Source organism: Gordonia bronchialis DSM 43247, from assembly GCF_000024785.1.
Classification (GTDB): domain Bacteria; phylum Actinomycetota; class Actinomycetes; order Mycobacteriales; family Mycobacteriaceae; genus Gordonia; species Gordonia bronchialis.
Window position 1 is genome coordinate 4,940,129 of the sequence record NC_013441.1, and the last position, 14,382, is coordinate 4,954,510.

Genomic DNA, 14,382 nt, shown 5'->3' on the forward strand with positions numbered 1-14,382 from the left:
TCTCGCCCAGTTCGTCGCCCGCACGGACCGCGCGGACCGCGCGGGCATCGTCGACCGCGCGGTCCGAATGTGGCCATCCCACAGGCTGATTCAGCTCTTCGTCAGGTCCGGCGATCCGCTGTGGGTGGCGACCTTTCGGGTCCAGTTGTAGAGCCAGGCGATCGCCGCGACGAACACGATCACGCCGAGCGCCTGCGCCCACTTCTCGAAGCCGTCACCCACGACGGCGAGCACCGAGTCGTCACCGGTGGCGGCCACGATGCCGGCGAACACCACTCCGAAGAGCGCCTCGCCGACGATGAGACCGGTGGCCACCAGGGTGCCCATCCGCTTCTTGTGTTCCACATTGCCGCCGCTGTGTTCGGCCCAGCGGTTGTAGAAGTGACCGAGGAAGGCGCCGATGGGGATCACCAAGGTCACCGACATCGGCAGATACATGCCCATTCCGACGGCCAGCGGCGGCAGCCGAAAGCGTGTGATCCGGCCCATGGATTCGTCGATGACGATCACTACGACGCCGATCAGTGCACCGAGTCCGATGAGCCACCAGTTGAGGTCGTCGCCGAGCACACCCTTCGCGAGGGTGGACAGCAGACTCGCCTGCGGTGCCGCCAGGGAGTCCGCGGTGGCGCCCGGTGCGCCTTTGAAACCGAACGCCTCATACATCAGCCCGAGGATCGGCGGGATCACGATCGACCCGAAGAACACGCCGATGATCAAGGCCACCTGCTGTTTCCACGGTGTGGCACCGACCAGCTGACCGGTCTTGAGGTCTTGCAGGTTGTCGTTGGAGATGGTCGCCACGCCGAACACGATGGCGGCGGTGAACAGGGTGTAGGCCACGAGTGCGGACGTCTGATCGGCGTCGGCACCGCTGTAGGTCAACTTGATGAGAATCGCGGCGATGAGCACCACCAGGATGCCGACACCCGAGATCGGACTGTTGGACGAGCCGATCAGACCGGCCATGTAACCGCAGACCGCGGCAACCGCGAGACCGATGACGAAGATGAACACCACGCTGACGGCGATGATGCCGCCGGCGCTGCCGCCGAGCACGGTGCCGTGCACGAAGTCCCACAACATGAAACCGATCGGGATCAGCAGGACGAGGATCGTGGTGCCCACGATGTTCATCGGCAGATCGCGCTCGGTGACGTCGACACTCACCCCTTCTCGACGCGACTTCGTCGACGCCAGAGCGGATTTGATGCCACGGATGATGGGCACGATGATCTTGGCCAGCGCCCACAGCGCGGCGATGGCGATGGCGCCGGCACCGACCAGGCGGACATCGCCGCCGAAGAAGGAGTCGACCGAGTCGTAGAAGGAGTCTGCGGGTTCGAGTTTGCCCTGGCTGAGAACCGGCAGCAGAACCCCGAAGGAGATAAGGAGACCGACGAGCATCGCCACGCCCACCGACACACCGACGAGGTGACCGATACCGATCAGCGACATCAGCAGACCCGCATTGAAAAGCGTTCCGCCGGTGCCGATCTTGATCGCACCGGACACGCTGTCGCTGACCACCTTGAGTTTGGTCAGCAGCGAGAACACCGCCGACATGATGGACCCGGCGATGATCACGTGCAGGCCCGCACGATTCTCGCGGGCTCCGCCACTCGAATCGCCGACCTTCAGAACCTCAGCCGCCGCAACACCTTCCGGATACGGGAGGTCGGAGCCGGTGACCAGCGCACGGCGCAGCGGAATCGAGTACATGACGCCAAGGACGCCGCCGATCGCGCACACCGCCACGGTCACCCAGTAGGGAAAGCCGCTCCACCACCCCACCATGACCAGGCCGGGCAGGATGAACACGATCGCTGACAAGGTACCCGCCGCCGACGCGATGGTCTGCACGATGTTGTTCTCCACCACCGAGTGGTCGGCGAAGTAGCGCAGGATCGCCATCGAGATGACGGCGGCGGGGATCGCGGTGGCAAAGGTGAGGCCGACCCGCAGGCCGAGGTAGACGTTGGCGGCGGTGAACACCAGGGTGATGAGGCCACCGAGGACCACGCCCCGCAGGGTGAGTTCCCGAATGCTCTTCTGGCCGGACGATTCGATCGGGGTCATGCCTGATGTGGACATCTCCTGGTCCCCTCACTGCGAGCCGCGCACGACGGACCGCGATCAGCCGGCACGCCCCGGCGTGTCCGGCACCTTTCGGGTTACCGCACAACTGTAGAACCGAGGTCCCGGGTTCGGGCGTTGTTACACGCGCATGCTCAGTGGTCCCCACCGGAAGATCCGACGCGGGTCAGGGCGCCAGGAGCTCTCGCCGCCGGGCCACCGTCATCGCGGCGACCAGGCCCCACGCGGCGACGAGTGCCACGAAGAGCACCACCGATGCCGCCTCGACCCCGCGCGCATCGAGGCCCTTGCCGAGCGCGGCGAGGCCGGTGACGCAGGTGCCCACCGGGAACGTGAAGCTCCACCAGGTGAGCGCGAACGGCATCCGCCGACGGACGGCACGCACCGTGACCGCCACGGCCAGCGCGAACATCGCGGTCCCGAAGCCGGCCATCACCATGCCGTATCCGATGCCGAAGACCCGCAACCCCAGCGCGATACCGGCTTGGTCGCCGTCGAACACCCCTGCCGCGGCGCCACCGAGGAGGTTGGCGGCGGTGATGGACTGGCCGATCAGGCCCAGGGTGATCCAGAAGGTCGGGGCGGCGGCACCGGCCGGCGGACCGTCGTGCACGGCGCGGGCGTACACGAGGGTCATGGTGATCATGCCGAGGATCAGGCCGAGTCCGAAAAGTCCGTAGCACGCGCACAACATCGTCAGCCGCACCTGTCCCGTCGGCAGGTGGCCGATCAGTAGCGCTCCGGTGGTCGCCGACACCATCGGCGGCACCACTGACATCAGCCAGCACGGCATCGCGACACCCCGATCGCCGGCCGGGCGCGTCATCATCGAGTACGGCAGCCACACGCTGGTGGCGACGCCGATCGTGGTGCCTGCGCACCAGAGCAGCCCGTCGGTCCAGACGGCCGGATACTCGCCGATGACGTCGCCGCCCACCAGCAGGGTCGCGGCGCCGACCGTCAGCAGAGCCATTGCCGGCGCACCGTAGAAGTGGCCCATGACCGGATGCCGCGCATAGGCGCGGGCGTGGTCGGTGTGCTGGAACCAGTGACCGGCGAAGGCGATTGTCAGCACCAGCAGCATGAGCACGGCCACCACCCACACCGCGATGGCGAACGGGCGCAGGACAGCGGCCCCCACGGGAAGGGTGGTCGCCGCGGTCGCGACGATGCCGGTTCCCATCACCGCGCCGAACCAGTTGGGCGTGATGTGCGCAATAGACTGGGCCCCAACGTTTTCCGGGGTTTGCCGCGTGCTGCCACGCGGTGGTGTGTCGACGAGCACTGTCATAGACCGACCATGCCCCGACCCGCGGCCGAGCGGAAGCCGTCCAGATGTTGTGGGGTCACAAACCCAGTTTGTGGCCGGCCGATCCGCGGTCCCCCGGCATCGCGCACGCGTAGAGTGGGCCACGAGCAGACCAGAGCACATGCACAGCGACTGCCAGGGAGGCACCATGCCAACCATCGCCATCATCGGTGGCGGGCTCGCCGGCGCCAAGGCCGCGCAAGCCCTGCGAGAACAAGACTTCGACGGTGACGTCGTACTCTTCGGCGCCGAAGATCACCTGCCCTACGAGCGTCCCCCGTTGTCCAAGGACTACCTGGCCGGTTCGAAGTCGTTGAGCGAGTTCACCGTTCATGACGGCGACTGGTATCGGGACCAGCGCGTCGACCTCCGGCCGGGCACCGCCATCGAGAAGATCGACGCGGCCGGGCACAGCGTGTCACTGCCCGACGGAAGCTCGTTGTCGTACGAAAAGCTCATCCTGGCAACGGGTTCGAGGTCACGCCATCTGGATCTGCCGGGAGCCGACGCCGGCGGGGTCCATCATCTCCGCACCTACGACGACGCAGTCGCGCTGAGCGAGGCCATCTCCGACGGTGTGCGCATCGCCATCGTCGGCGGCGGCTGGATCGGGCTGGAGGTGGCCGCGAGCGCCCGCGAACGAGGCGCCGAGGTGGCCGTCGTGGAAGCGGCCGAGCAACCGCTGATCGGTGCGCTCGGCGCCGAGGTCGGTGCGGTGTTCGCCGATCTGCATCGCGCTCACGGCGTCGACCTGCACACCGGTGTCGGCGTGCAGGAGATCGTCGTCGACGACGGACGCGCCCGAGGGCTGCGTCTGGACAACGGGCAGAGGATCGACGCCGACCTCGTGCTGGTCGCCGCGGGCGCTATCCCCAATCTGGAGGTCGCCGAGTCGGCCGGCCTGGACATCGGCGACGGCGGCGTGCTGGTCACGTCGGGGTTGCGCAGCAGCGATCCCGACATCTACGCCGTCGGCGACATCGCCAATGCCGAACACCCGGTCCTGGGACGTCGGGTGCGCACGGAGCATTGGGCCAACGCCCTCAACCAGCCCGCGATCGCGGTGACCAACGCGCTGGGTGGCAACGCCGAATACACCAACCTGCCCTACTTCTTCACCGATCAGTACGACCTGGGCATGGAGTACGCGGGGCTCGCCTCCGGCAACGACCACGTGGTGTTCCGCGGCGACGTCGAGGGCCGGGAGTTCGTGGTGTTCTGGCTCGACGACGACGATCACATCCGGGCCGGCATGCAGGTCAACATATGGGATCAGCTCGACACCATCAAGGAACTCATCGCCTCGGGCAACCGCGTGGACACCGCAAAGCTGGCCGATCCGGACGTCGGGTTGGGCGAAGTCACGGTCCACTCGTGAGCTGGTGCCGCCCGAGCGATCGTTCGGGCGGCACTGTTACGCTCGATTCCTCATCCGAGCACGGGGATCAGGGGAATCATGTCAGCGGACCAGAGGTCTCAGTACCTGCAGGGCAAGGTCATCATCGTCACCGGGGCCGGCGGCGGCTTCGGCAAGCTGATCGCCGAGAAGTGTCCCGCCGGCGGCGCGCACGTCTGGGCGTCGACATCAACGCCGACGGTGTCGCCGAAACCGCCGAAGGCATTCTCGCCAAGGGCGATTCGGCCATTCATCAGGTCGCCGACGTCACCGACATGGCGCAGATGAAGGCCGCCGCGGCGTTGGCCGTGGAGCGCTTCGGCGCCATCGACGTCGTCGTCAACAATGCGGGCGTGATGCCGCTGGCCTACTTCGCCGACCACGAGCGGGCATGGGAGAAGTGGCACAAGGCGATCGACATCAACATCAAGGGTGTCGTCAACGGCATCTCTGCGGTGTACGACCAGATGATCGCGCAGGGACGCGGGCAGGTGGTCAACATCTCGTCGATCTACGGCAACGGCGGCTTCGAGGGTTCCGGCGTCTACTCGGCCACCAAGGCGGCGGTGACCACCCTCTCGGACTCGCTGCGCATCGAGGCCAAGGGCCGGATCAAAGTGACCACAGTGAAACCGACCGGCGTCGCGGGCACCAATCTCGCGAGTTGGATCGTCAACGACCGCGCCATCATGGGCATCGTCGGCCAGCGAACGGGTTCCTACCGGGAGCACGTCGCCGACCTGGTGAAGGGGACGATGCCGGCCGAACTGACCGACGTCGACTCGGTCAAGTACTGGCTGATCACCCCCGACGACCTGGCGAACGCCGTCGTCCACGTGATCGATCAGCCGTGGGGTATCAGCTTGTCCGACGTCACCGTGCGCGCCAGCGGCGAGGACTACCTGTACTGATCGCCTCCCGCGTCAGCGCCGGCCGCCGCGATACTTGCGGTAATACTCGTCGTACACGTCGGCGTTCTTCTCGCGCTCGAGCTTGTTCACCAGGTCCGGATTGAAGCCGTGCTGGCTCAGCCGGTGGCGCCGGTACACCTTGTTGAGAGCGATCGAGAAGAAGATGTACGGGATGAGAATCGGGATCGTCATGTTCAGCCGGATGATCAAATCCGCGGGGACGAACAGCATCGGCACGAGGATGATCACGCAGGGTACGGCCCATCGGGCGACCATTCGTACCGCGGCACCCGGGCCGGCGAGATCGTTGAGCACCCACTCGCGCATCGAGTCGGGCAGTTTGGCGCCGTAGGCGTACTTGACGTACTGCAGCCCCCGTGGGCCCTTGGGTCGCTCGTCTGCGGTCATCGGCTCATTTCCCGATCGGCGTCCGGTCAATTCGTGTCCGGTCAATTCGTGTCCACTGCCCATCGTAGTGACCTGCACCGTTCTCACCTCACACCCGTCGGGGCACCTCGTCTCCTAATTGATCGTACACGATTGAATTGCGGGCTAGCGCTGGGTCCCGCGGTACTTGTCCAGGTACTGCTGCATCGTCGTGCGCTGGTAGCGCGACACCTCGGCGGCGTTCTCGTCCTCCCCGAACACCGACGACACCATCACGGTGTCGTCGCGCTCGAAGAAGCCGAGCCGGCCGAGTCCGCCGAAGAACTCGTCCCAGTCCACGTCGCCGTCGCCGATCTTCAGGTGCTGATGGACGCGGACCGGATTCCCGGGCGGATTCGTGATGTAGCGCAGGCCGTGTGAACGACGGTGATCCATCGAATCCGCCACGTGCACCAGCCGGAGCCGGTCCCCGGCCGCGGCCATGATCTCGGACATGTTGCCGCCCATGTGAAAGGTGTGGCACGCGACGTAGACCATCCCGATGTTGGGTGAGTTGACGCCACGGATGATGCGTATCGCCTCGAGCCCGTCCTCCACGAAATCGTCTGGGTGGGGGTCGATCCGGACGTCGAGTCCCTCACGTTCGATGATCGGCAACAACTCTTCCATCGACCGGAAGAAGGCGCGCTCGGACTCCTCGGCCCGCTCCGGACGACCCGAGAACTCGGTGTTGATCACGTTCACCCCGAGGTCGACGGTGATCTCGATGACGCGTTTCCAGTTGCGCACCGCGGCTTCTCGGGCATCCTCGTCGGGTGCCGACCATCGCAGCACCGGCAACACCGAGGCGACATCGACGCCCGCAGCGGCACACGCCTTCCGGAACCTCCGCACCAGATCGTCGTCGGCGCGGGGGTGGTTGTAGAACGGGATGAAGTCGCGGTGCGCGAGTCAATTGCAGGTGGTCGTAACCCAATTCGGCCACCATGGCAGGAAGATCGAGCAGATCGTGACTGTGGTGAAAGGGCGTGGGATCAAGGGCGATCTTCATCAGCGTGTTCCGTTCTTCGCGTACTCGGAGATGGCGTCGATGTTGCTCTTGTCGATGAAGGCCGGCCCGGTGAGCGTGGGCATGCCGCCGCCGATCACGTTGCGGTTGTTGAGATACAGCCATAGCTGGTCGACCGCGAGGTAGCCCTGCAGGAACGGCTGCTGATCCACTGCCCATTGCACCTGACCCGACTTGATGGCGTCCACCAGTGCGGCGTTGGTGTCGAAGGTGGCGTCCTTTGCCTTGCTGCCCGACGAGCCGACGGACTGCACGGCGGTGAGGGCGATCGGCGCGCCGAGTGCGATGACGTGGTCGTTTCCCGGATCCTGCTGGAGCTTGGCCGCGATGGTCGCCTGTACGCTCGGCATGTCGGTTCCGTTGACGTTCAGATTCTCCACACCCGCACCGCCCATCCCGGATTTGACTCCGGCGCAGCGTGATTCGAGAGCAACGTTACCCTGATCCTGGATCACGCACAGCACCCGTGACGCACCGTCTTGCTTGAGCCGACGTCCTGCGGCCTCTCCGGAGATCTGCTCGTCCTGCCCGAAGTAGGCGGTGACACCCAACGCCTTCCAGTTGTCGATGCCGGCGTTGAACGCGACGACCGGGATTCCGGCGTCGACGGCGCGGCGCACCGCGGGCGCCATGGCTTCGGGCTTGGCCAGAGTCACCGCAATGGCATCGACGTCGCTGTCGATCGCGTTCTGCAGCAGGTTGGACTGGTCAGGACCCTGCAGCTCCGACGAGTACCGCAGATCGATGTTGTCCTTGGCGGCTGCGGTTTCGGCGCCCTTGCGGATCAGGTCCCAGAACGTGTCCCCAGGGGGTCCGTGAGTGACCATCGCGACGGTGAAGCGCGGCGTGTTCGCCTGCCCGGCCCCCATACCCCCGTCGGAGTCGTCGGGTTTGCCGCCGGTGCTTGAGCATGCGGTGGCCAGTGCGAGCGCGGCGACGGTGGCTGCCGCCGCCAGTACCCGGCGACCCCGAACGGAGGTGGACGTCATGTGATTCTCTCTTCTACGCAGATGTTTCGACGGTCAACCGACCAGTGCCGAGTTTGCGGCCTTGAGGGTCTCGGCGGCCTTCTGCAGACCCTCGATCTGTCCGAGTTCGACGTCCTCGTGCTCGATGTTGACGGCCATGTTCGGATCGACCTGCTCCAACGCGCGCAGGAAGCGGGCCCAGAAATCGACGTCGTGACCGCGGCCGACGGCCACGAAGTCCCATGCCGAATCCTCCGGCCACTTGTTCACGACGTGCTTGCCCCCGAGGCTTGTCGGGTTCTCCGACAACGGGATACGAGTGAATCGATCGTCGAGCACACCGTAGATCTTGCAGTTCTCGTTGATCCGGGTGTCCTTGGCGGCGGCATGGAAGACCAGCGGGCCGAGCCACTCGACGGCCGCCACCGGGTCGATGCCCTGCCAGAACAGGTGCGACGGATCCATCTCGGCACCCACATTGGTGGCACCGGTCTTCTCCACGAGACGCTTCATCGTCGGCGGATTGAAGACCAGGTTCTGCGGGTGCATCTCGATGGCGACCTTGACTCCGTTCTCCTTTGCCAGCGCGTCGATCTCGGTCCAGAACGGAACCGCGACCTCGTCCCACTGGTAGTCAAGGGAGTCGAGATAGCCTGAGTCCCAGGTGTTCACGTGCCAAGCCGGCCACTGGCCACCCGGATGCGCCTGCGGCAGACCGGACATCGTGACCACACGATCGACACCGAGCAATCCGGCGACGCGGATCGCGTTGCGCAGGTCGTCGGCGTCCTCCGGCCCCACTTCGGCGTCCGGGTGCAGGGGGTTGCCGTTGCAGTTGAGGCCCGCGATCTCGACGCCGGTGCCCTCGAAGGTGGCCAGGTAGTCCTTGGCCGAGACGTCGCCGGAGAGGAGTTCGGCCACCGGCAGGTGCGGGGTACCGAGGAACCCGCCGGCGTTGATCTCGGCCCCGGTCAGGCCGAGGGAACCGATCACCTCGAGCGCCTCGGGCAGTGAGCGGTCGTGCAGGATGGCGGTGTAGACACCGAGCTTCATGAGAATGTCCTTATTGTGTAGAGGTTTTCAGGGACCGATGATTCAGAGGACCTTGACGGTGGCACCGCCACCGGCAGCGGATTCAGCGATCGCGGCGACCACACGCATGCTGTGCAGTCCGGTGTCGAAGCCGGGGAGCGGGCCGAGCACGTCGATGCCCGCGATCTGGTCGAGGAAGGCGCGCGCCTGATAGGCGAACAGCTCGGCCTTGCCGTGGCCGACGCCGCCGGCGTCCATCGGCAGTCCGCCGCGGATGTAGGGATGGTCGGGCCCGATGGTGATCCGCCGGGGACCGTTGAGGTCGGCCCGGACGTCATCGGTGGCCAGCTGGAACTCGGCGATGCGGGCGAGTTCCCACGACGCCGACCCGCCGGTGCCGAACAACTCGAACCCGAGTCCGTCCGGCAGGCTGTGCGCGACGCGTGACGCGGAGAAAGTGGCCGCGGCACCGCCGGCGAAGGTGGCGGTGAAGGTCGCGATGTCCTCGTTCTCCACAGGCGCCTTCTGGTCGCTGACCGCGCCCTTGGTGTGGCCGTAGGTGGTTCCGATCGGGATGGGGCGTTCGGTGATCACCGTGTGGAAGCGCGCACCGGAGATCTCGGCGATGGGTCCGCAGACGAACTCGGCGAGGTCGATCAGATGGCTACCGACGTCGGCCAGGGCACCGGTGCCCGGCCCGCCCTGATAGCGCCAGGTGATCGGCGAGGTCGGGTCCAGCGCGTAGTCACACCAGTAGTGCCCGTTGAAATGGACCAGGTCGCCCACGCTGCCCGCGGCGAGTTCCCGTCGGATCTGCTCGACGGCAGGAGCCCGGCGGTAGGTGTACCCGACCGCAGCCACCTGGTCGGCAGCGCAGGCGGCCTCCAGCATTGCCTCGGCGTCGGCGAGAGACCCGGCGAGCGGCTTCTCGCACAGCACATGTTTGCCGGCGGCGAGCAGTCCCTCGACCATCTCGCGGTGCAGATGGTTGGCCACCACGACACTCACGGCATCGATGTCGTCGGCCTCGGCGATCGCCCGCCAGTCGTATTCGGCGCGCTCATAGCCGTAGCGGCGGACGTTGTCGTCGGCGACGGCGGGATTGGCGTCGGCGATGGCGACGAGCCGGACATCGGGGTGCTCAAGACCGAACAACGTTCCGGCGGTGCGATATCCGGCCGCATGCGCGCGGCCGGCCATCCCGCCACCGATCACGGCGACACCGATCGAGTCGCGCTTGGCGGTTTCAGTGGTCACTTCACTCTCGCTCTCTTGGTTTCCGTCCGCTGCCACGGGGTTGCTAGCCCGGTCTACTAAACCGGTCTAGTTGTGTACGATGTGATGACTATGAGGCAGCCCACACGGCGCTGTCAACCCCCAACCGAAGGAGACCAGTGACCAAGGCTGCACGTCGCCCGACGATGCAAGACGTCGCGGACCGGGTCGGAGTGTCCAAGGCGACCGTGTCCCTGGTCTTCCGCAAGGCCCCCGGCGTCGGCGAGGAGACCCGACGGCAGGTCGAACAGGCCGCCGACGAGCTCGGCTATCGGATGAACCGCACCGCCGCACTCATGACCGCCCGCCGGTCACACCTGATCGGGGTGGTGGTCCAGATCAGCAACAATTTTCACGCCGAGATAGCCGAATATCTCGTTGCCGCAGCAGATCTCGCCGGGTACGAGATCGTGGTGGGTGCGGTCACGCCCAGCCACGGCGAATCCCGGGTCGCCGAAACTCTTCTCGACTTTCGTTGTGAAGCAATGCTTCTCGTCGGATCAGAACTGGACTCCCGTACCATCGCGGCACTCGGCGAGCGTGTCCCCACCGTCGTCATCGGTCGCCGGATATCGTCGCCGTCGGTGGACGTGATCCGTACCAACGACGCCAAGGGGATCGCGCTGGTCGTGGACCATCTCGTCGGGCTCGGCCACCGCGGGATCACCCATGTGGCCGGTGGCGCGGGCACCATCGCGGCGGATCGGCGCACCGGATTCCTGCGGGCCATCCGACGCCACGGACTCGACGGCACTGTCGTGGAGGGTGGCGATTTCACCGAGGAGGCCGGCATCCGCGCCGCGCACGAGATCCGCTCCGGGACGCTACCGACCGCCGTGGTGTGTGCCAACGACCGGATCGCGGTCGGCGTCCTCGACACCCTCCGACGAGCAGGTGTCGGGGTGCCCGCCGATGTCTCGGTCACCGGCTACGACGACAGCACTCTCGCCCGACTGGCCAATGTCGACCTCACCACCGTCAGTCAGCAACCCCGCGCACAAGCCGATCGTGCCATCGCCGACGTCGTCAGCCGCCTCGACGGTGGCCGCACCGAACGCATGTCCTCCACGCTGGTCCCCGAACTCGTGGTGCGAACCACCACCGGCCCGCCGTCCTGAACTGCCGCGCTACCCGATCGCTACCCTGTGGGGCACGCGGCCGGAGTCGGCGGCCGATACGAAGGGACAACAGGGTGGGCTCCGATCCGATCACCGAACTCGAAACCGAGCTCGCCGATTTCTGGCGCCGCGGCCGAATCCGGACCCGGGATCGCACTCACGCCATCGACCCCCGTCTCGATCCGTCCTGTTATCCGCTGCTCACCGTGCTGTACCGCAACGATTCACTGGGCATGTCCGAGCTCGTCACGAGACTGGCGCTGGACAAATCCACCGTCACCCGGCAGATCGACGCGTTGGTGCGGGTCGATCTCGTCGAACGCCATCCCGACCCCGCCGACGCCCGCGCGCGGCGGGTCTCCCTCACGGCCGACGGCCGTCGCCGCGTCGACGCCGTGGTAGCCGCCGCCGTCGCCGACTGGCGCACCCGGCTGTCCCAGTGGGACCCGGAGGACATCCGCACCCTGACCACGCTGCTGCGCCGGCTCTCCGACGCGTCGGACTGAGGTCGGCCCCAGTTCCGGCATCGGGTCGTGACGGACACCACCCCGGTGCGGGCGGGCGGACGGAATACACGGATATAGTTGCGAGTTGCAACCATCATGGTTATAGTTGCGTTCATCAACTAGTAGTCGCGTCCGTCTCGACGCGACAGCCTGACGGCCGCTTGCTCCCGGCACGTCGTAACCCCGTACTGCACGCCTCGTTTCGTGGCGCGCTGCTCCGCGAAGACCTGGAGGTTTGTCCATGAGTGCACCTACGAGTGCCACCAACCCGAGCTCGGCAGCCGGGAATCCTGCCGACGCCGGGACGCCGATGACGCATCGGCAACGCATCGAGGCCCTCGTCGGCCTCCTGCTCGGCATGTTCGTCGCCTTCTTGTCCTCGACGATCGTGTCCAACGCGTTGCCGACGATCATCACCGACCTGCACGGCACGCAGGACCAGTACACCTGGGTGGTCACTGCCACGCTGCTGGCCTCGACCGCCACCACCCCGATCTGGGGCAAGCTCTCCGACCTGATCAGCAAGAAGCTGCTGGTCCAGCTGTCGCTGGCATTGTTCACTCTCGGGTCGATTCTGGCCGGGATCTCCCAGTCCGTGGGCATGCTGATCGGTTTCCGCGTCATCCAGGGTCTGGGTCTGGGTGGTCTGCAGGCGCTGGTCGTCATCGTGATCGCCTCGATGTTCAGCCCACGTGAGCGCGGGCGCTACCAGGGGCCCATCGCCGCGGTGATGTCCCTGGCGACTGTCGCCGGACCGCTGATCGGTGGCGTCATCGTCGACACGTCGTGGCTGGGGTGGCGCTGGACCTTCTACGTGTGTGTCCCGCTGGCCGTCATCGCGCTGCTCGTCATCCAGCGCACGCTGAACCTTCCCGTGGTGCGTAAGGCCGGCGTGCACATCGACTACCTCGGCGCCGTGCTGATCGCTGCCGGCGTGAGCACGCTGCTCATCTGGGTGACCCTGGCGGGCAAGAACTTCGACTGGACCTCGGCGATGTCGTTCGGTCTGGTGGCCCTCGGTGTGATCCTGCTGGTCGTCGCGCTGGTCGTCGAATCCCGGGTCGCCGATCCGATCATCCCGTTGCGCCTGTTCCGGGATCGGACCACGGCGCTGGCCACCGTGGCGAGCATCGCCGTCGGTGTCGCGCTGTTCGGAGGCGCGGTGTTCCTGGGTCAGTACTTCCAGATCGCCCGCGGCTATTCGCCGACCGCGGCCGGTCTGCTGACCCTGCCGATGATCATCGGGTCGATGCTCTCGGCAACCGTCTCCGGCTCGCTGATCACCCGGTACGGCCGGTGGAAGGGATTCCTGGTGGCCGGTGCGACCGCCATGACCGTCGGCTTCGGATTGCTGTCGACCATCGACGCGGACACCAACATGGTGCTGCTGGGCTGCTACCTATTCGTCCTCGGTGTCGGCATGGGTATGACGATGCAGAACCTGGTGCTCGCGGTGCAGAACAACGTCTCCCCCGACAACCTGGGTGCGGCGACCTCGACGGTCACGTTCTTCCGCTCCCTCGGTGGCGCGGCAGGTGTCTCGGTGCTGGGTGCGGTGCTCTCCAACCACGTGACCGACCTGATCGCGTCGGGACTGCAGGCCGTCGGGATCACCGCGGAGACCGGTGGTTCCGGTGCGGGGCTGTCGAATCTCAACGAACTCCCCGGCCCCATCGCCGACATCGTGCGCGGCGCCTACGGCGACGGAACGGCACGGATCTTCCTGGTGGCAGCCGTCATGGCCGCGCTGAGCCTGGTCGCGATCCTGTTCATCAAGGAGGTCGCACTCAAGACCCGCAGCGCCCTGGAGGAGCGGGCCGACGAGGAGGCCGCCGACCGCGCACTCCCCTCGACCACCACCTCTGATCTCGACGCCGAATTCGACGAGATCGTGGCCGGCGAGACGGTACTTGCCGACGACGGCCGTCACCGGAAAGACTGACCGACCGTCCCAGACAACACCACAAGCCCCCATGCTGGTTGAGCCGCCACGAGCCGCCCTCACTGCTGGTTGAGCCGCCACGAGCCGCCCACACTGCTGGTTGAGCCGACTCGAGCCGCTAGGCGAGAGGCGCGTCGAAACCACAAGCAAGACAACAAAGTCCGCAACCACCCACCCACCCGAAGCCACCCCAACGATCACGTCCACAACGGTCACCCCCGCACCCCACCGACGGCAACATGCCCACGGAGATCACCGAGGACGACCCCACCGCACACGCCACCAGATCCACCGCACCCCGACTGCGACACCCACATTCCGTTAGCCCTCCGAACGATGCCCCGAAAAGACGGGGCTAGAGCCACTACCGGC

At 66.4% G+C, this 14,382-nt stretch carries 10 protein-coding genes and 2 pseudogenes; 5 read left to right on the forward strand and 7 right to left on the reverse strand.

Annotated elements, in window-relative coordinates:
• Positions 1-90: 90 nt before the first annotated feature.
• Both GBRO_RS22875 and GBRO_RS22880 read right to left on the reverse strand, forming a co-directional pair.
• Positions 91-2,094, reverse strand: coding sequence for an OPT family oligopeptide transporter (locus GBRO_RS22875; protein WP_012836222.1), 2,004 nt, complete (start codon positions 2,092-2,094; stop codon positions 91-93).
• Between the two features lie 169 nt (positions 2,095-2,263).
• Positions 2,264-3,388, reverse strand: coding sequence for a TDT family transporter (locus GBRO_RS22880; protein WP_012836223.1), 1,125 nt, complete (start codon positions 3,386-3,388; stop codon positions 2,264-2,266).
• Between the two features lie 166 nt (positions 3,389-3,554).
• Between GBRO_RS22880 and GBRO_RS22885 the strand changes: the two genes are divergently transcribed.
• Positions 3,555-4,784 (forward strand): NAD(P)/FAD-dependent oxidoreductase, encoded by a 1,230-nt coding sequence (locus GBRO_RS22885; RefSeq protein WP_012836224.1) that lies wholly within the window; start codon positions 3,555-3,557, stop codon positions 4,782-4,784.
• Positions 4,785-4,862: 78 nt separating this feature from the next.
• Positions 4,863-5,713 (forward strand): annotated as a pseudogene (locus GBRO_RS22890) (SDR family oxidoreductase).
• Between the two features lie 12 nt (positions 5,714-5,725).
• On the opposite strand, the gene GBRO_RS22895 reads toward GBRO_RS22890, so the two are convergent.
• The 5 genes and pseudogenes from GBRO_RS22895 to GBRO_RS22915 form a co-directional block, all read right to left on the reverse strand.
• Positions 5,726-6,121 (reverse strand): DUF5313 domain-containing protein, encoded by a 396-nt coding sequence (locus GBRO_RS22895; RefSeq protein WP_012836226.1) that lies wholly within the window; start codon positions 6,119-6,121, stop codon positions 5,726-5,728.
• 144 nt (positions 6,122-6,265) lie between these two features.
• Positions 6,266-7,151, reverse strand: a pseudogene (locus tag GBRO_RS22900) (sugar phosphate isomerase/epimerase family protein).
• Positions 7,151-8,158: a sugar ABC transporter substrate-binding protein gene (locus GBRO_RS22905; RefSeq protein WP_012836227.1), complete on the reverse strand. Its 1,008-nt coding sequence runs from the start codon at positions 8,156-8,158 to the stop codon at positions 7,151-7,153. The pseudogene GBRO_RS22900 and the gene GBRO_RS22905 overlap by 1 nt, the downstream one beginning before the upstream one ends.
• 33 nt (positions 8,159-8,191) lie before the next feature.
• A complete protein-coding gene (locus GBRO_RS22910; RefSeq protein ID WP_012836228.1) occupies positions 8,192-9,190 on the reverse strand; it encodes a sugar phosphate isomerase/epimerase family protein in 999 nt (332 codons plus the stop codon).
• Positions 9,191-9,232: 42 nt separating this feature from the next.
• Positions 9,233-10,426 carry a Gfo/Idh/MocA family protein gene (locus GBRO_RS22915; protein WP_012836229.1) on the reverse strand — a complete coding sequence of 398 codons (1,194 nt, stop codon included), beginning with the start codon at positions 10,424-10,426 and terminating at the stop codon, positions 9,233-9,235.
• 164 nt (positions 10,427-10,590) lie between these two features.
• On the opposite strand from GBRO_RS22915, the gene GBRO_RS22920 reads away from it, so the two are divergent.
• The 3 genes from GBRO_RS22920 to GBRO_RS22930 all read left to right on the forward strand — a co-directional run bounded on the left by GBRO_RS22920 (position 10,591) and on the right by GBRO_RS22930 (position 14,010).
• Positions 10,591-11,562 (forward strand): LacI family DNA-binding transcriptional regulator, encoded by a 972-nt coding sequence (locus GBRO_RS22920; RefSeq protein WP_041920053.1) that lies wholly within the window; start codon positions 10,591-10,593, stop codon positions 11,560-11,562.
• Between the two features lie 74 nt (positions 11,563-11,636).
• Positions 11,637-12,068, forward strand: coding sequence for a MarR family winged helix-turn-helix transcriptional regulator (locus GBRO_RS22925; protein WP_012836231.1), 432 nt, complete (start codon positions 11,637-11,639; stop codon positions 12,066-12,068).
• Between the two features lie 241 nt (positions 12,069-12,309).
• Positions 12,310-14,010, forward strand: a complete 1,701-nt coding sequence (locus GBRO_RS22930) for an MDR family MFS transporter (RefSeq protein WP_012836232.1) — start codon at positions 12,310-12,312, stop codon at positions 14,008-14,010.
• Positions 14,011-14,382 lie beyond the last annotated feature (372 nt).